The sequence below is a fragment of the Pseudomonas gregormendelii genome (assembly GCF_017114825.1).
In the GTDB taxonomy this organism is placed as follows: domain Bacteria; phylum Pseudomonadota; class Gammaproteobacteria; order Pseudomonadales; family Pseudomonadaceae; genus Aquipseudomonas; species Aquipseudomonas gregormendelii.
Map to the genome: position 1 here is coordinate 25,883 of NZ_JADEVO010000014.1, position 16,665 is coordinate 42,547.

Below are 16,665 nucleotides of genomic sequence, written 5' to 3' on the forward strand. Positions count from 1 at the left end.
CTGAGGCGGCAGCTCTGGGTCTGCCAATCTCCTCAGGGTAGAGGGTTGGAGCGAATGTGGCGAGTGGGGATGCCCTGAAATGGGTCATCGCCTCCTCGCCCTCCCGTAGGAGCTGCCGAGTGAAACGAGGCTGCGATCTTTCAAACCGTAGGAGCTGTCGAGTGAAACGAGGCTGCAATCTTTACCAGGACCTACGCCGAAGCCTCAGCCTCAACCAGCTGCTGCCACAACGCCGGAGCCCCCGCCGCCTTGGCGATCGCTTCCAACCGCGCCACATGCTGGGCCAGGTCGTCCTCACTGGCGCGGATGATCCGCGTCGGCTGGCGATCTGCCGGCAGACGGCGTATTTCGGTCGCCGAATTATCCGCCCCTTCGCCCGAGCCATTGCCATCGGAGGCGTTACCGGCCAGGGAGAGGCTGGTCTGGCCACCGGTCATGGTCAGGTAGACGTCCGCCAGGATCTCGGAGTCGAGCAAGGCGCCGTGCAGCTCGCGGCCCGAGTTGTCGACGCCGTAGCGCTTGCACAGGGCATCCAGGCTGTTGCGCTGCCCCGGGTGACGTTCCCGGGCCATCATCAGGGTGTCGAGGATCGAGCAGTGTTGCGTGATGTCGGCGCGATCGTGCTGGCCCATCAGGGCGAATTCGTTGTTGATGAAGCCAACGTCGAACGCCGCGTTGTGGATGATCAGCTGCGCACCCTTGATGAATTCGAAGAACTCATCGGCCACTTCGTTGAAGCGCGGCTTGCCCACCAGGAATTCGTTGGTGATGCCGTGCACGCCAATCGCGCCTTCGTCACTCTCGCGATCAGGTTGCAGATAGACATGGAAGTGCCGGCCGGTCAGGCGCCGACCGAGCAACTCGACACAGCCGATTTCGATAATCCGGTGGCCATCGGTCACCGGCATGCCGGTGGTTTCGGTATCGAGTACAACGGATCTGGTGGCCATCAGTGCTCAGCTCTCAACGGGTCGATCTTGAAAAAGCGCGAATGTTAACACGCTGGCGGAGGCCTTAGAGAACAGGGTCACCGTGTAGGAGCTGCCGCAGGCTGCGATCTTTTGATCTGCGCTCTAAAAACAAGATCAAAAGATCGCAGCCTGCGGCAGCTCCTACGGGATTTTGATCTGCGCTCTGAAAACAAGATCAAAAGATCGCAGCCTGCGGCAGCTCCTACGGGGGTGTGCAGCGTTTCAGGCTTGTTTGTAGCCGCGCACTTCATCGACGCCACGGTTAGCCAACTGGTCCGCCCGCTCGTTGCCATGATGGCCAATGTGCCCGCGCACCCATTTCCAGGTGACATTGTGGCGATTGACCTGCTCGTCCAGCAGCTTCCACAGATCAGCGTTTTTTACCGGCTCTTTCGCCGCCGTCTTCCAGCCGCGCTTCTTCCAGTTGTCCATCCACTCATTGATGCCTTTCATCACATACTGCGAGTCGGTCACCAGCAGCACGTCGCAGGAGCGCTTCAGTTCTTCCAGGCCACGGATCGCCCCCATCAACTCCATGCGATTGTTGGTGGTGTTGGCCTCGCCACCCCAGAGTTCTTTTTCAACGCCCTTGCACACCAGCAATGCGCCCCAGCCGCCAGGGCCGGGATTGCCCTTGCAGGCGCCGTCGGTGAAGAGTTCTACGCTATCGCTCATGCCAACCTTTCCAGAAAAATGCCGTGGCTCGCCGATCCGTGATCAGCGATGCCCGAGGCCGGGGTCAACCCGGCCGGGAATAAAAGAGTGTCTTACGGTTCGATGCGGCGACGGTTGACCTTGGCCATCGGCAACGGAATCAACTTGCCCATGGGCTCGCGGCGCTCCTGGCGCAGGGGGCGCAAACCGACCACGATCTTGCGTGCCACCAACAAATAGAAGCCGCCACCGGACAGCTGCCAGTCGCCAGCCTTGCGCTCCCAACCGGCCAGTCGGGTCTGCCATGCCGGGGAAGCAAGCGGCGGACGATAGCACCCGAAGCGGCGTTTCTCCAGCGCGAAGCCCAGCAGGTTCAGCCAGTCCCCGACCCGCGAAGGCGATATGCAGCGGGCCTTGCGCAAGCCGTCATGGGCAAATACGTGCCGCAACCCCCAGGTGCTCCAGGGGTTGATGCCGATAATCAGCAGGTGCCCTCCTGGCCGCACGCTGCTGGCGGCCTCACGCAGCAAGCCGTGTGGCGACAGGCAGAAATCCAGCCCATGCTGCAGCACCACGACGTCGGCGGCATGTTCACTCAAGGGCCAGGCCTGTTCCTCGCAGACGATCTCCACACCGGGCAGCGGCGCGCCCAGGCGCACATTGCGCTGCACCTGCGGCGCCGACGGAGGCGTTTGAGCCGATGGGCCGTAGTGCACCAGATAGCCACCAAAGAAGCGCGCCAACTCGTCTTCGAGCATGCGCCGCTCTTCATCCAGGAGAAATTGCCCAATCGGGCCGGACAGCCATTCACGGGCTGCGCTGATCAAATCCAGCCAGTCAGGATCCGCCTGAGCGAACGCTTTATCGGTCATTGCATTCTCCAACGCGCCAGGAAGTTCTAAGATGCGCCAATGTTTTCCGCTTGGCGAATCCGACGATGATACAGATCAGTGCCCTGCCTGCCTTTACCGACAACTACATCTGGTTGTTACAGGACCACAATACCCAGCGCTGCGCCGTGGTCGATCCCGGTGACGCCGCGCCCGTGCAGGCCTGGCTTGCGGCCCATCCGGGCTGGGTGTTGAGCGATATCCTGATCACCCATCACCACCATGATCACGTCGGCGGCGTGGAACTGCTCAAGAGCGCGACGGACGCGACGGTCTACGGGCCGGCCAGCGAGCGCATCCCGGCCCGCGACGTGGCGCTCAAGGACAACGACCGGGTCAGCGTGCTGGGCTGGGAGTTCGATGTTCTTGCTGTTCCCGGCCACACCCTGGGGCACATCGCCTTCTATCATCATGGCCTGCTGTTCTGCGGCGACACCCTGTTCGCCGCCGGTTGCGGCCGCCTGTTCGAGGGCACTGCGGAGCAAATGTATACCTCCCTGAACCGGCTTGCAGCCCTTCCCGAGGATACGCTGGTGTATTGCACCCATGAATACACCCTGAGCAATCTGCGCTTCGCCGTCGCGGTCGAGCCAGGCAATCCGCACACGGTCGAACGCCTGGGCAAAGTCACACAAATGCGCGAGTCCGGGATCATGACCCTGCCTTCGACGCTGGCCCTGGAAAAGCTCACCAACCCCTTCCTGCGTGCCGGCGAAACATCTATTAAACAAAAAGTGGACGAACGGAGCGGCGCCGATAACAGTAGCCCGAGTGCGGTCTTTGCTGCCTTGCGTGCCTGGAAAGACAAGTTCTAGGGAGGCTACCGGGCGGTACAGGAATTCTCAATGGTTGACCTCGGGGGGTGTGCTTTCTAGAATCGCCCGACATTTTTGCCCGGAACTTACTTCCAGCCAATGTCGTCATCTATTCGTAAGTCCATCAATTCAGACGCATTGACCCGCCTGGCTCAAGCCATCGCGGTGGCTGTGTCCGCCACCCTGGCGGGCTGTTCAAGCCATGTGCCGCAAACCGAAGCGACACACACCCCCAACATCGCCGCTCGAGCCAAGCAGAAACCTGTCTGGCTCAGCGAAAAGCCTGTTCCGCAAATACCACAGGACGTCTGGGAGCGCATGCGCCAGGGCTTCCAGTTGCAGGACAGCGTCGGCCTGAACCCGCGCATCGAACAACAGCGCCTGTGGTTCGCCAACAACCCGTCTTATCTCGAAAACGCCGGCGAACGCGGCAGCCTGTACATTCACTACATTGTCGAACGCCTGGAAGAACGCAACATGCCGCTGGAACTGGCGCTGTTGCCAGTGATAGAAAGCTCCTACAACCCGATGGCCTACTCCCGGGCCCACGCGGTGGGTCTTTGGCAATTCATTCCTTCCACCGGGCGTTACTTCAACCTGCGCCAGAACCAGTTCTACGATGGCCGTCGCGATATCACCGCCTCGACCACCGCGGCAATGGACTACCTGACCCGCCTGCATGACATGTTCAACGGCGACTGGCTACTGGCCCTCGCGGCCTACAACGCCGGGGAAGGCACGGTCAGCCGGGCGATCGAGCGCAATGAAAAGCTGGGCTTGCCGACCGATTACTGGAACCTGCCGCTGCCGGCGGAAACCCAGGCGTATGTACCCAAGCTGCTCGCGCTGTCACAAGTGGTGCTGGCGCCGGAAGCCTACGGGGTGAACCTCAGCCCGATCGCCAACGAGCCGTACTTTAAGGTGGTCGAGATCAACCAGCGCATGGACCTGTCCAAGGTCGCTGCAGTGGCCAACATCGACGAAGACGAACTGTTCCAGCTCAACCCGGCATTCAAGCAGCGCACCACCACCCTCGATGGCCCCCAGCATTTGCTGGTGCCCACCTCGAAGGCGCAACTGCTGACCACCAGCCTGTCGACCATGCGCCCGGAAGAACTGATCAGCAAGCGACCGCTCAAGCCAGTGTTCGAGAGCGCCAACAGCCCGGCCATTGCCGGCGCCAAGCGCTCCTACCGGGTCAAGCGCGGCGACAACCTGGGCACCATTGCCAAGGCCAACAAAGTCGACGTGAAAGATCTCCAGCAGTGGAACAAGCTGACCGGCAAGAACCTCAAGGTTGGCCAGACCCTGGTGATGCAGGACAACACCAAGCGCAGCGGCGGACGCGTCAACACGGTAGTCGCCGCCAACAGCAAGAAGCAGCGGACCAAGTACAAGGTCAAGCAGGGCGACTCGCTGTACATGGTCGCCAAGCGCTTCAACGTCGAGATGCAGCACCTCAAGCGCTGGAATCCACGCCTCGGCCAGGCCCTGAAGCCCGGCCAGATGCTGACGGTCTACTCGCCGCACTAAAAAACAGCCCCTGAACCAGGGGCTGTTTTTCAAGAAAGCACACAATCCCCTGTAGGAGCGAGCTTGCTCGCGAAGAACCTGAGAGGGCCGGGGGGGTGACAGATTCCCAGCGTTATCGTTAACGACCATCGCGAGCAAGCTCGCTCCTACAAATACGCCATCTTTTTCCTGCCCAGACAAGCTGTTACTGTACGGTCCATAAAGCCCAAGCCGCCTGGATCGGATCTCTGACTTGAAGCGTCCCCTCCTCCTGCTCCTGATCAGCCTGGCCTTGAGCTCACCCGCAAGCGCGACGATCAGCGAAAGCCATGGTTATGCGCAGTTCGGCACCCTCAAGTACCCGGCCAGATTTACCCACTTCGACTGGGTCAACCCGCAAGCGCCCAAGGGCGGTACGTTGCGAGTGATGGCATTCGGCACCTTCGATACGCTCAATCCCTATACTTTCAAGGGATCGAGCCCGGTTTCCACGCCCAATTTCCTGCAATACGGCATCAACGAACTCAACGAGCCGCTGATGGTGGGCACCGGCCAATACGCGCCGTCTGGCGATGAGCCCACCTCCAGCTACGGGCTGATCGCGCAATCGGTGGAGTACAGCGAAGACCGCAGCTGGGTCGTGTTCAACCTGCGCCCCGAGGCCAGGTTTCATGACGGCGCGCCGATCACCGCCTACGACGTCGCGTTTTCCTATCGCCTGCTGCTCAAGGAAGGGCATCCGCAATACCGCACCAACCTCCAGGAAGTGCTGCGGGTCGATATCCTCAACCCCCACCGTATCCGATTCGTCTTCAAGCGCGCTGGCAACCCGTTATTGATCCTGCGCCTGGGCGAGTTGCCGGTGTTGCCCCAGCATTACTGGAAAGGCCGCGACTTCAAGGCCACTACGTTCGAACCGCCCCTGGGCAGCGGCCCCTACCGCATTACTTCAGTAACGCCCGGGCGGCAGTTGATTTTCGAGCGGGTCAAGGATTACTGGGGCAAGGACCTGGCGGTCAATCGCGGCAAGTACAACGTCGACCGGATGGAGGTCGAGTTCTACCGCGACAGCGACGTCGCCTTCGAAGCGTTCAAGGCCGGGGAGTTCGACATCTACATCGAGCACCAGGCGAAAAACTGGGAAAACGGCTACCGCTTCCCGGCGGTCAGGCGCGGCGAGGTGATCAAGGCGCTGATCCCGCACCAGATTCCGACCCAGAGCCAGGGCCTGTTCATGAACACCCGGCGCCCCGCCTTTGCCGATCCCAAGGTCCGCGAAGCGCTGGGGTTGATGTTCGACTTCGAGTGGACCAACCGCACGCTGTTCAGCGGCGCCTACAAACGCGCCATGAGCTACTACCCCAACAGCGAGTTCTCCGCCACCGGGCTGCCGGTCGGCCACGAATGGCTGATGCTCAAGCCCTATCGCGATCAGCTGCCGGCCAGGCTCTTTACCGAACCTTTCAGCCTGCCCCAGACCGATGGTCGCGGCATTCCCCGGCAGACACTGCGCAACGCCCTGGGCCTGCTCGCCGAAGCCGGCTGGAAGCTGAACGGCCAGCGCCTGCAAAATGCCGCCGGCCAGCCGCTGCGCCTGGAGATCCTGCTGGTCAATCCCAACCTGGAACGCATTCTCCAGCCGTACGTCGAGAACCTCGCGAGCATCGGCGTCGATGCCCGGCTGCGAACGGTCGATCGCGCCCAGTACAAGCAACGTCTCGACCAATTCGACTTCGACATGATCCTGATGACCCTCAACCAGACGCTCAGCCCCGGCCTGGAGCAATGGCAGTACTTCCACTCCAGCCAGGTGGCGGTCAAGGGCAGCAAGAATTACGCAGGTATCGCCAACCCCGTGGTTGACCACCTGCTCGAACAGTTGCTCGCCGCCAAGACCCGTGACGAGCAGGTCGCCGCCGGCAAAGCCCTGGATCGCGTACTGCTGTGGCAGCACTACATCATTCCCAACTGGTACCTCAATTATCACCGCCTGGCCTACCGCAACCGGTTTGCCTTTGTTACCACGCCGCCCTACACCCTGGGCTTGAGCGCGTGGTGGCTGAAATCTTCGGAGAAGGATCGATGACCCCTGTACGTGCCCTGCTGTTGCAGGTCAGCGGCCTGATGTTTGCCGGGCTGGCCTGCGCCGCTCCGCAACACGCGCTGACCCTGTACAACGAACCGCCCAAATACCCGGCCGACTTCAAGCATTTCGATTACGTGAACCCCGACGCGCCCAAGGGCGGAACCTTCCGCCAGGCAGGCTTCGGCGGCTTCGACAGCCTTAATCCGTTTATCAGCAAAGGCGTGCCCGCCGACGATGTCGGCATGATCTACGACACCCTGGCCAGACAAGGCCTGGACGAACCGTTCACCGTGTACGGCCTGGTCGCCGGCAAGATCGAGAAAGCCCCCGACAACAGCTGGGTGCGTTTCTATATGCGCCCGCAAGCCCGGTTCCACGACGGTCACCCTATCCATGCCGAGGACGTGATCTTCAGTTTCGACATGCTCACCAAGGAAGGTGCCCCGCTCTATCGCGGCTATTACAGCGACGTGGCCGAAGTGATCGCCGAAGACCCGCTGACCGTGCTGTTCAAGTTCAAGCACAGCAACAACCGCGAACTGCCGCTGATTCTTGGCCAGCTGCCGGTACTGCCCAAACACTGGTGGACCGACCGCGACTTCAACAAGGGCAACCTGGAAATCCCTCTTGGCAGCGGGCCCTACCGGGTCAGCGAAGTAAAGGCCGGGCGTTCAGTGCGCTACGAACGGGTCAAGGACTACTGGGGCAAGGACCTGCCGGTCAACCGCGGCTTCTATAACTTCGACGTCATGACCACCGACTACTACCGCGACAACACCGTCGCGCTGGAAGCCCTGAAAGCCGGCCAGTTCGATTACTGGCTGGAGATGACCGCCAAAAACTGGGCCAACGCCTACAACATTCCAGCAGTCACCGAAGGCCGCCTGATCAAGGAACAGATCCCCAACGGCAACCCGACCGGCATGCAGGGCTTTGTATTCAACCTGCGGCGCACGGTGTTCCAGGATGTGCGCGTGCGCCAAGCCTTGAGCCTGCTGCTGGACTTTGAGTGGACCAACAAGCAACTGTTCAACGGCGCCTATGTGCGCACCCGCAGTTACTTCGAAAACTCGGAAATGGCTGCCACGGGCCTGCCGGATGCCGACCAGTTGGCAATCCTCGACCCCTTTCGCGGAAAAATTCCCGAGCAGGTGTTCAGCGAGGCGTTCCAGAACCCGCTCACCGATGCCAGCGGCATGATTCGCGCCCAGCAGCGCCAGGCCTATCAACTGCTGCAGGAGGCCGGCTGGCGCATCGTCGACGACAAGATGGTCGATGCTACCGGCAAACCGGTGACCATCGAATTCCTGCTGGCCCAGACTGAATTCGAGCGGGTGCTGCTGCCGTTCAAGCGCAACCTCAGCGATCTGGGGATCGACCTGGTGATCCGCCGGGTCGACGTCTCCCAGTACATCAACCGGGTGCGCTCACGGGACTTCGACATGATCGTCGGCAGCTTCCCGCAGTCCAACTCGCCAGGCAATGAACAACGGGAGTTCTGGATGTCTGCCGCCGCCGACAAACCCGGCAGCCGTAACTCCATGGGCCTCAAGGACCCGGTGGTCGACCAGCTGGTCGAGCAACTGATCAACGCCGATTCGCGCAAAAGCCTGGTGGCCCATGCCCGGGCGCTGGACCGCGTGCTGCAATGGGGGTATTACGTGATCCCGAACTGGCACATCAAGACCTGGCGCGTGGCTTACTGGAACCATATCGGTCATCCGAAAATCTCACCGACCTACGATGTCGGCATCAACACCTGGTGGATCAAGCCGGATGCCAAACCGGCGATAGAGGTCGAAACCAAACTGCAAACCGACGCTACGGGCACGGAGTAATCAGATGCTGGCGTACATTTTTCGACGACTGCTGCTGATCATCCCGACCTTGCTGGGCATTCTGCTGATCAACTTCGTGATCATCCAGGCCGCCCCCGGTGGACCGGTAGAGCAGATGATCGCCAAGCTTGAAGGCTTCGAAGGCGCCACCAGCCGCATTGCCGGCGGCGGCGCCGAGGTGTCGGTGGCCGGCTCCGCCTATCGTGGCGCCCAGGGCCTGGACCCGGCGCTGGTCAAAGAAATCGAGCACATGTACGGCTTCGACAAATCGGCGCCGGAACGCTTGTGGATCATGATCAAGAACTACGCGAAGCTGGATTTCGGCGACAGTTTTTTCCGCGACGCCAAGGTCATCGACCTGATCAAGGAAAAGATGCCGGTCTCCATCTCCCTTGGGCTGTGGAGCACCCTGATCATGTACCTGGTGTCGATCCCGCTGGGGATCGCCAAGGCTACGCGGCACGGCAGCCATTTCGACGTCTGGACCAGTTCGCTGATCATCGTCGGTTATGCGATCCCGGCCTTCCTGTTCGCGATCCTGCTGATCGTGCTGTTTGCCGGCGGCAGTTACCTTGACTGGTTTCCGCTCAGAGGCCTGACTTCCAACAACTTTGATGAGCTCACTACTGGCGGCAAGATCCTCGATTATTTCTGGCACTTGGCCCTGCCGGTGACCGCGCTGGTGATCGGCAACTTCGCGACCATGACCCTGCTGACCAAGAACAGTTTCCTCGACGAAATCAACAAACAGTATGTGGTGACCGCCAAGGCCAAGGGTCTGACCAACCACCGCGTGCTCTACGGGCACGTGTTCCGTAACGCCATGCTGCTGGTGATCGCCGGCTTCCCGTCGGCTTTCATCGGGATTTTCTTCACCGGCTCGTTGCTGGTGGAAGTGATCTTTTCCCTCGACGGCCTTGGCCTGATGAGCTTCGAGGCGGCCATCAACCGCGATTATCCGGTGGTGTTCGGCACGTTGTTCATCTTCACCCTGCTGGGACTGGTGGTGAAGTTGATCGGCGACCTCACCTACACCTTTGTCGATCCGCGTATCGACTTCGAAAGCCGGGAGCATTGAGATGAACCTGTCCCCACTCAATCGTCGGCGATTCGAACTGTTCAAGGCCAACAAGCGCGGCTGGTGGTCGCTGTGGCTGTTTCTGGTGCTGTTTTGCCTGAGCCTGGGCGCCGAATTGATCGCCAACGACAAACCGTTGGTGGTGCATTACGACGACGGCTGGTATTTCCCGGCGCTCAAGCGCTACCCGGAAACCACCTTCGGCGGCGAATTCCCGCTGGAAGCCAACTACAAGAGCCCGTATATCCGCGAACTGCTCAAGGCCAAGGATGCCTGGGTGCTGTGGGCGCCGATCCCCTACAGCTATCAAAGCATCAACTATGACCTGAAGGTCCCGGCACCTGCGCCACCTTCAGCGGACAACCTGCTGGGCACCGATGACCAGGGCCGCGACGTGCTGGCCCGGGTAATCTATGGCTTCCGCATTTCCGTGCTGTTCGCCCTGACCCTGACCATCCTCAGCTCGATCATCGGTGTGATTGCCGGGGCCTTGCAGGGTTTTTATGGCGGCTGGGTGGATCTGGCCGGGCAGCGCTTCCTGGAAATCTGGTCCGGGCTGCCGGTGCTGTACCTGCTGATCATCCTCGCCAGCTTCGTCCAGCCGAACTTCTGGTGGCTGCTGGGGATCATGCTGCTGTTCTCCTGGATGAGCCTGGTGGACGTGGTGCGCGCCGAGTTCCTGCGCGGGCGCAACCTCGAATACGTACGCGCGGCCCGGGCGCTGGGGATGCAGAATGGTGCGATCATGTTCCGTCATATCCTGCCCAACGCCATGGTCTCGACCATGACTTTCATGCCGTTCATCCTGACCGGCGCCATCGGCACCCTAACCGCCCTCGACTTCCTGGGTTTCGGGCTGCCGCCTGGTGCGCCGTCCCTGGGTGAACTGGTGGCCCAGGGCAAATCCAACCTGCAGGCGCCCTGGCTTGGCATGAGCGCCTTCGCGGTATTGGCGTTGATGTTGAGTTTGCTGGTGTTCATCGGCGAGTCCGCTCGCGATGCCTTCGACCCGAGGAAGTGAAATGAATCAGGACAATCTGATCGAAGTGCGCGACCTGGCGGTGGAGTTTGTCGTCGGCGAGCGCGTGCAACGGGTGGTCGAGGGTGTCAGCTTCGACATCAAGCGCGGCGAGACCCTGGCCCTGGTGGGCGAAAGCGGCTCGGGCAAATCGGTCACCGCCCACTCGATCCTGCGGCTGCTGCCCTACCCGCTCGCCCGGCATCCCTCGGGGACCATCGAATACTCGGGCCAGGACCTGCTGAGCCTGAAAGAAAAGACCATCCGGCATATCCGTGGCAACCGGATCGCGATGATCTTCCAGGAGCCGATGACCTCGCTCAACCCTCTGCATTCCATCGAAAAGCAGATCAACGAAGTGCTGGGCATCCATAAAGGGCTGGTCGGCAAGATCGCCACCCAACGCACCCTGGAACTGTTGGAGATGGTCGGCATCCCCGAGCCGCACAAGCGCCTCAAGGCCCTGCCCCATGAATTGTCCGGCGGCCAGCGCCAGCGGGTGATGATCGCCATGGCCCTGGCCAACGAGCCGGAACTGCTGATTGCCGACGAACCGACCACCGCGCTGGACGTCACGGTGCAGTTGAAAATCCTCGAATTGCTCAAGGAATTGCAGGCCCGCCTGGGCATGGCGCTGCTACTGATCAGTCACGATTTGAACCTGGTGCGAAGAATTGCGCACCGAGTATGTGTCATGCAGCGCGGTTGCATCGTCGAACAGGCATCGTGCGAAGAATTGTTCCGCGCGCCGCAGCATCCGTACACGCGGGAACTGCTGGCAGCGGAGCCCAGCGGGATGCCGGCCACGAATGCCATCGGGCCGCCGCTGCTGCAGGTCGAGGACCTGAAAGTGTGGTTTCCGATCAAGAAAGGCTTGCTGAAAAAGACCGTCGACCACATCAAGGCGGTCGACGGCATCAATTTCAGCCTGCCCCAGGGCCAGACACTGGGCATTGTGGGAGAAAGCGGTTCCGGTAAATCGACGCTCGGCCTGGCGATTTTGCGGCTGATCGGCAGCAAAGGCGGCATCCGTTTTGAAGGCAACCAGCTAGACTGCCTGACGCAGCAACAGGTCAGGCCGCTGCGGCGGGAGATGCAGGTGGTGTTCCAGGACCCCTTTGGCAGCCTCAGCCCGCGAATGTGCGTGAGCCAGATCGTCGGCGAAGGCCTGCGGATCCACAAGATGGGTAGCGAGGCGGAACAGGAACAAGCGATTATTGCGGCATTGAAGGAGGTAGGCCTGGATCCGGACACCCGGCACCGCTACCCCCACGAATTTTCCGGTGGGCAACGGCAGAGAATTGCCATTGCCCGGGCATTGGTGCTCAAACCGGCGTTGATCCTGCTGGACGAGCCGACTTCGGCCCTCGACCGCACCGTGCAACGCCAGGTGGTGGAGCTTTTGCGTTCACTGCAAACCAAGTACAACCTGACGTATCTGTTTATCAGCCATGACCTGGCTGTCGTCAAGGCGCTGAGCCACCAGCTGATGGTGGTCAAGCAGGGCCAAGTGGTCGAACAGGGAGACGCGCAAAGTATCTTTGCCGCCCCCCAACATCCGTATACACAGCAGTTGCTGGAAGCCGCTTTCCTGGCTCCAGCCACTGCGCAATAACCTGAAAGAGGAGCAACACATGGGTTTTCTCGCCGGTAAGCGCGTACTGATCGTCGGTGTCGCCAGCAAGCTGTCCATCGCATCCGGCATCGCTGCCGCCATGCATCGCGAGGGCGCTGAGCTTGCCTTCACTTATCAGAACGACAAACTCAAGGGTCGTGTCGAAGAGTTCGCACAAAGCTGGGGTTCCAACCCGGACCTGTGCTTCCCGTGCGACGTGGCCAGCGATGAAGAAATCGCCAAGGTCTTCGTTGAACTGGGCAAGAAGTGGGACGGCCTGGACTGCATCGTGCACTCCGTAGGTTTCGCTCCCGGCGACCAACTGGACGGCGACTTCACCGAAGCCACCACCCGTGAAGGTTTCCGCATCGCCCACGACATCAGCGCCTACAGCTTCGTAGCCCTGGCCAAGGCCGGTCGCGAAATGATGAAGGGCCGCAACGGCAGCCTGCTGACCCTGTCGTACCTGGGCTCCGAGCGCACCATGCCGAACTACAACGTGATGGGCATGGCCAAGGCTTCCCTGGAAGCTGGCGTACGTTACCTGGCCGGTTCCCTGGGCCCGGACGGCACCCGCGTCAACTGCGTATCGGCCGGTCCGATCCGCACCCTGGCCGCTTCCGGCATCAAGAACTTCCGCAAGATGCTGGCCGCCAACGAAGCGCAAACCCCGCTGCGTCGTAACGTCACCATCGACGAAGTCGGCAACGCCGGCGCCTTCCTGTGCTCGGACCTGGCGTCCGGCATCAGCGGTGAAATCATGTACGTAGACGGTGGTTTCAACACCACTGCGATGGGTAGCCTGGAAGAGTAATCTTCGGTTAGCCGATAAAAAACCCGCCGACTTCGGCGGGTTTTTTTTGGGTTCAGCGCTGAGTCAGATGCCCCGGACCGGGCATGGCCCTCCCGCCTCCGCCCACAGTTTGAACTGGGCAACAAAAATATCGTGCGGCACCGGCACTGGCGCCCGGCCAGCTCCCGGGTTCCAGCCCCAGAGCACCAGCTTGTCGTCGCTGACATGCTTGATCAGCGCGGCGAAATCACGGTCGCCGTTGGCCTTGCGATCCTTGATCATTGCGCACAGCTGATCGGCCGGCAGGCCGATCCAGGCCATCTTGTGGGCGGCCGGCGGCAGGCTCCAGTGGGGCGCACCGGGTGGCGCATTGGGGCCGTAACTGGCCGGCGGATTGGCCTCGGCGTGACAGGTGGCACAAGGCAGACCTGCTGCACCCTTGCCGTCCATACCCCGCACGACATTCATCCCATGGGGCGTGCCGGCATCGAATTGCAGCGGCGAATCCCCCGGAATATGGCAATTCTGGCAACGCGGGCTCTGGAAGACTTTCTGCACGGTATCGAAGGCCTTGAGCGCTTCACTGTCGTCCGCGAACAGGTCCTCGGTGTAAGCCACCAGGCCAAGCAGCATGACCGCGCCCAGCATCAGATGTCGTTTCATCTCACACCCCCGACAGTTGCAGCGGCAGTTCCCGCAGACGTTGCCCGGTCAAGGCGAATACGGCGTTCGCCACTGCCGGTGCCGTCGGCGGCACACCCGCTTCGCCGATCCCCCCGGGCTTCTCCGTACTGGGCACGATATGCACTTCAACCACCGGCATCTCATTGAGGCGCAGCACTTGATAGTCGTGGTAATTGGACTGCTCCACCTTGCCGTTCTTGAAGGTGAGTTTGCTGTGCAGGGCAAACCCCAGGCCGAAGGCAATGCACGACTCCATCTGCGCCGCGATGCTCTGCGGGTTGACCGCAATGCCGCAGTCCACCGCGCACACCACCCGATGCACGCGAATCGCCAGGTTGTCCTGGGACACTTCGGCCACCTGGGCGACGTAACTGCCGAATGACTCGTGCACCGCCACGCCCAACGCATGGCCGTCCGGCAACGTTGCCTTCCAGTTGGCTTTTTCCACTGCCAGGTTCAGCACGCCGAGATGCCGCGGATGCTGCTTGAGCAGGGTTCGTCGGTACTCCACCGGATCCTGGCCCGCCGCCTCGGCCAGTTCGTCGATCAGTGATTCCATGACGAATCCGGTATGGGTATGCCCCACCGAACGCAGCCACAGCACATTGATTCCCGTGCTCGGCGAATGCAGTTCGACCTGATGGTTGGCCAGGTGCTGCAGATAGGGGCTGTCCGCCACGCCCTCGACAGAGGTCTTGTCGATGCCGTCCTTGACCATCGTGGCCTCGAGCATGGTGCCGGCCATGATCGACTGCCCGACCAGTACATGCTGCCAGGCGATGGGCAACCCACCCGCATCCAGGCCAATGCGCGCCTGATGCAGGAATGCCGAGCGGTAATAGCCGCCACGGATGTCGTCTTCGCGGGACCACACCGTCTTCACCGGCGCGCCTGCGGCCTTGGCCACCTGCACCGCTTCGGCGACAAAATCCGAAGTCGGATTGGCCCGGCGCCCAAAGCCACCTCCAAGGAACTCGGTATGAATCTCCACCTGTTCGGGCTTCAAGCCGGTAATTTTTCCGGCGATCATCTGGTCCAGCGTCTGAAACTGGGTGCCCGTCCAGATCTCGCACTTGTCCTGGGTGATTTTCACCGTGCAATTGAGCGGTTCCATCGGTGCGTGGGCCAGGTAAGGCACGCTGTATTCGACATCGATGGTTTTCGCCGCCTTGGCCAGGGCGGCCTTGGCATCCCCGGCCTTACTCGCGGGCAGGCCCGGGCTGCCGGCCAGCTTGCGGAAACTTTCCAGCAATTGCTGGCTGTCCAGGCCAGTGTTGGGCCCCAGGTCCCAGTCAATCTTGAGTGCATCGCGCCCCAGCTTCGCCGCCCAATAGTGATCGGCGATCACCGCCACTCCGCTGGGCACCTGCACCACTTTGTGCACGCCCGGTATCGCCAGCGCCTCGGCGCCTTCAAAAGATTGGACGTGGCCACCGAACACCGGCGTGCGAGCAACCATAGCGGTCATCAACCCTTCGAACTGCACATCCATGCCGAACCTGGCCCTGCCGGTGATTTTCTCCGGCGTGTCCAGGCGCTTGGTGGGTTTGCCGATCAGCTTCCAGTCCTTGGGCTCCTTGAGCTTGATCGAGGCCGGGTCCGGCACCGGCAACTGGCCGGCTTCATCGGCCAGTTCACCGTAGGTGACCCGATTATCTGCGGTGATGACCACCCCCGATTCGGTACGGATCGTCGAGGGCGCGACATTGAAGCGCTTGGCCGCCGCGTCGATCAGCATCAAGCGCGCCGCCGCACCCGCCTGGCGGTAGCGATCGAACTCCATCCAGGTCGAGGTCGAGCCGCCGGTGATCTGCATCCCGCCGAAGCCGGCCAGACCATAATCAGCGGCCGACGCCGGGGAATGTTCGACGAGGATTTTCGACCAGTCGGCGTCCAGTTCCTCGGCGATCAGCATGGTCAGGCCGGTCCAGATGCCCTGGCCCATTTCCGAGTGCCCGAGCAGCACGGTGACGCTGTTGTCGTTGCCGATTCGCAAGAACGCATTCGGCGCAAATACATTGCCCTGATTCTCCGCGCCCAGGGCGAAGCGGTGAGCACCGGGAATGACAAAGGCCACGACAAGCCCGCCGCCAAGCACGGCACTGCCCTTGAGAAACCCCCGACGCGACAGCGGATGACTGCTGTTCATGACCTGCCCTCCCCGGAAATCAACCGATGTCGGCTGCGCGTTTGACTGCCGCGCGGATACGCGGGTAGGTGCCGCAACGGCAAATATTGCCGGACAGTGCCTGGTCGATATCGCTGTCGGTGGGCTTGGGGATTTTTGCCAGCAAGGCTGCGGCAGACATGATCTGCCCGGACTGGCAGTAGCCGCACTGGACCACGTCGAGTTCGGCCCAGGCTTGCTGCACGGGATGAGAACCATCGGCGGACAGGCCTTCAATCGTGAGGATCTTCTGCCCATGGGCCACGGCTGTGGCGGGCGTAATGCAGGATCGCAGCGGCGCGCCGTCGACGTGCACGGTGCAGGCGCCGCATTGCGCCATGCCACAGCCAAATTTGGTTCCAGTCAGGTGCGCGACATCCCGCAGCACCCACAGTAGCGGCATGTCCGCAGGGACATCCAGAGCCTGGTCCTTGCCATTGATGTTAAGCGTCAGCATTGCGGGTTTCCTCAGACTCACGGTGTTCTGAAGGAGCGTCGCTGTGGCCGATCAATGCCCACGCACGCCTCGAGTTATCCCTACAGC

At 61.4% G+C, this 16,665-nt stretch carries 14 protein-coding genes; 8 read left to right on the forward strand and 6 right to left on the reverse strand.

Annotated elements, in window-relative coordinates:
- Positions 1-191: 191 nt before the first annotated feature.
- The 3 genes from dnaQ to IMW75_RS11870 all read right to left on the reverse strand — a co-directional run bounded on the left by dnaQ (position 192) and on the right by IMW75_RS11870 (position 2,497).
- Complete coding sequence (dnaQ, locus tag IMW75_RS11860; protein ID WP_045061603.1) at positions 192-950, reverse strand: DNA polymerase III subunit epsilon; 759 nt, start codon at positions 948-950, stop codon at positions 192-194.
- A 243-nt stretch (positions 951-1,193) separates the two neighbouring features.
- Positions 1,194-1,646 (reverse strand): ribonuclease HI, encoded by a 453-nt coding sequence (gene rnhA, locus IMW75_RS11865; protein WP_008028618.1) that lies wholly within the window; start codon positions 1,644-1,646, stop codon positions 1,194-1,196.
- Positions 1,647-1,738: 92 nt separating this feature from the next.
- Complete coding sequence (locus IMW75_RS11870) at positions 1,739-2,497, reverse strand: class I SAM-dependent methyltransferase (RefSeq protein ID WP_045061604.1); 759 nt, start codon at positions 2,495-2,497, stop codon at positions 1,739-1,741.
- Between the two features lie 65 nt (positions 2,498-2,562).
- Between IMW75_RS11870 and gloB the strand changes: the two genes are divergently transcribed.
- From gloB to fabI, 8 genes are all read left to right on the forward strand, one after another.
- A complete protein-coding gene (gene gloB, locus IMW75_RS11875) occupies positions 2,563-3,330 on the forward strand; it encodes a hydroxyacylglutathione hydrolase (protein WP_045061605.1) in 768 nt (255 codons plus the stop codon).
- A gap of 99 nt (positions 3,331-3,429) precedes the next feature.
- Positions 3,430-4,863 (forward strand): transglycosylase SLT domain-containing protein, encoded by a 1,434-nt coding sequence (locus IMW75_RS11880; protein ID WP_205892710.1) that lies wholly within the window; start codon positions 3,430-3,432, stop codon positions 4,861-4,863.
- Between the two features lie 232 nt (positions 4,864-5,095).
- A complete protein-coding gene (locus IMW75_RS11885; protein ID WP_045061607.1) occupies positions 5,096-6,928 on the forward strand; it encodes an extracellular solute-binding protein in 1,833 nt (610 codons plus the stop codon).
- A complete protein-coding gene (locus tag IMW75_RS11890; protein WP_205892711.1) occupies positions 6,925-8,766 on the forward strand; it encodes an extracellular solute-binding protein in 1,842 nt (613 codons plus the stop codon). The genes IMW75_RS11885 and IMW75_RS11890 overlap by 4 nt, the downstream gene beginning before the upstream one ends.
- A gap of 4 nt (positions 8,767-8,770) precedes the next feature.
- Positions 8,771-9,844: a microcin C ABC transporter permease YejB gene (locus IMW75_RS11895; RefSeq protein WP_045061609.1), complete on the forward strand. Its 1,074-nt coding sequence runs from the start codon at positions 8,771-8,773 to the stop codon at positions 9,842-9,844.
- Between the two features lies 1 nt (position 9,845).
- A complete protein-coding gene (locus IMW75_RS11900; protein ID WP_205892712.1) occupies positions 9,846-10,865 on the forward strand; it encodes an ABC transporter permease in 1,020 nt (339 codons plus the stop codon).
- Position 10,866: 1 nt separating this feature from the next.
- Positions 10,867-12,477, forward strand: a complete 1,611-nt coding sequence (locus IMW75_RS11905; protein WP_205892713.1) for an ABC transporter ATP-binding protein — start codon at positions 10,867-10,869, stop codon at positions 12,475-12,477.
- 19 nt (positions 12,478-12,496) lie between these two features.
- The gene (fabI, locus tag IMW75_RS11910) at positions 12,497-13,291 is read left to right on the forward strand and encodes an enoyl-ACP reductase FabI (protein ID WP_205892714.1); all 795 of its coding nucleotides are present in this window, start codon (positions 12,497-12,499) and stop codon (positions 13,289-13,291) included.
- Positions 13,292-13,354: 63 nt separating this feature from the next.
- Here fabI and IMW75_RS11915 read toward each other — a convergent pair whose 3' ends face one another.
- The 3 genes from IMW75_RS11915 to IMW75_RS11925 are packed head-to-tail and all read right to left on the reverse strand — an operon-like array spanning position 13,355 to position 16,578.
- Positions 13,355-13,933: a hypothetical protein gene (locus IMW75_RS11915; RefSeq protein WP_205892715.1), complete on the reverse strand. Its 579-nt coding sequence runs from the start codon at positions 13,931-13,933 to the stop codon at positions 13,355-13,357.
- Position 13,934: 1 nt separating this feature from the next.
- Positions 13,935-16,103 carry a xanthine dehydrogenase family protein molybdopterin-binding subunit gene (locus IMW75_RS11920; protein WP_205892716.1) on the reverse strand — a complete coding sequence of 723 codons (2,169 nt, stop codon included), beginning with the start codon at positions 16,101-16,103 and terminating at the stop codon, positions 13,935-13,937.
- 19 nt (positions 16,104-16,122) lie between these two features.
- Complete coding sequence (locus tag IMW75_RS11925) at positions 16,123-16,578, reverse strand: (2Fe-2S)-binding protein (RefSeq protein ID WP_045061614.1); 456 nt, start codon at positions 16,576-16,578, stop codon at positions 16,123-16,125.
- Positions 16,579-16,665 lie beyond the last annotated feature (87 nt).

Bases quoted from the DNA above. Each gene is read 5' to 3' on its own strand.
- IMW75_RS11905 (WP_205892713.1), top strand. From the start codon at position 10,867: ATGAATCAGGACAATCTGATCGAAGTGCGCGACCTGGCGGTGGAGTTT.
- IMW75_RS11890 (WP_205892711.1), top strand. From the start codon at position 6,925: ATGACCCCTGTACGTGCCCTGCTGTTGCAGGTCAGCGGCCTGATGTTT.
- IMW75_RS11925 (WP_045061614.1), bottom strand. From the start codon at position 16,578: ATGCTGACGCTTAACATCAATGGCAAGGACCAGGCTCTGGATGTCCCT.
- IMW75_RS11880 (WP_205892710.1), top strand. From the start codon at position 3,430: ATGTCGTCATCTATTCGTAAGTCCATCAATTCAGACGCATTGACCCGC.
- IMW75_RS11915 (WP_205892715.1), bottom strand. From the start codon at position 13,933: ATGAAACGACATCTGATGCTGGGCGCGGTCATGCTGCTTGGCCTGGTG.
- rnhA (WP_008028618.1), bottom strand. From the start codon at position 1,646: ATGAGCGATAGCGTAGAACTCTTCACCGACGGCGCCTGCAAGGGCAAT.
- IMW75_RS11900 (WP_205892712.1), top strand. From the start codon at position 9,846: ATGAACCTGTCCCCACTCAATCGTCGGCGATTCGAACTGTTCAAGGCC.
- IMW75_RS11920 (WP_205892716.1), bottom strand. From the start codon at position 16,103: ATGAACAGCAGTCATCCGCTGTCGCGTCGGGGGTTTCTCAAGGGCAGT.
- gloB (WP_045061605.1), top strand. From the start codon at position 2,563: ATGATACAGATCAGTGCCCTGCCTGCCTTTACCGACAACTACATCTGG.
- IMW75_RS11870 (WP_045061604.1), bottom strand. From the start codon at position 2,497: ATGACCGATAAAGCGTTCGCTCAGGCGGATCCTGACTGGCTGGATTTG.
- IMW75_RS11895 (WP_045061609.1), top strand. From the start codon at position 8,771: ATGCTGGCGTACATTTTTCGACGACTGCTGCTGATCATCCCGACCTTG.
- fabI (WP_205892714.1), top strand. From the start codon at position 12,497: ATGGGTTTTCTCGCCGGTAAGCGCGTACTGATCGTCGGTGTCGCCAGC.
- dnaQ (WP_045061603.1), bottom strand. From the start codon at position 950: ATGGCCACCAGATCCGTTGTACTCGATACCGAAACCACCGGCATGCCG.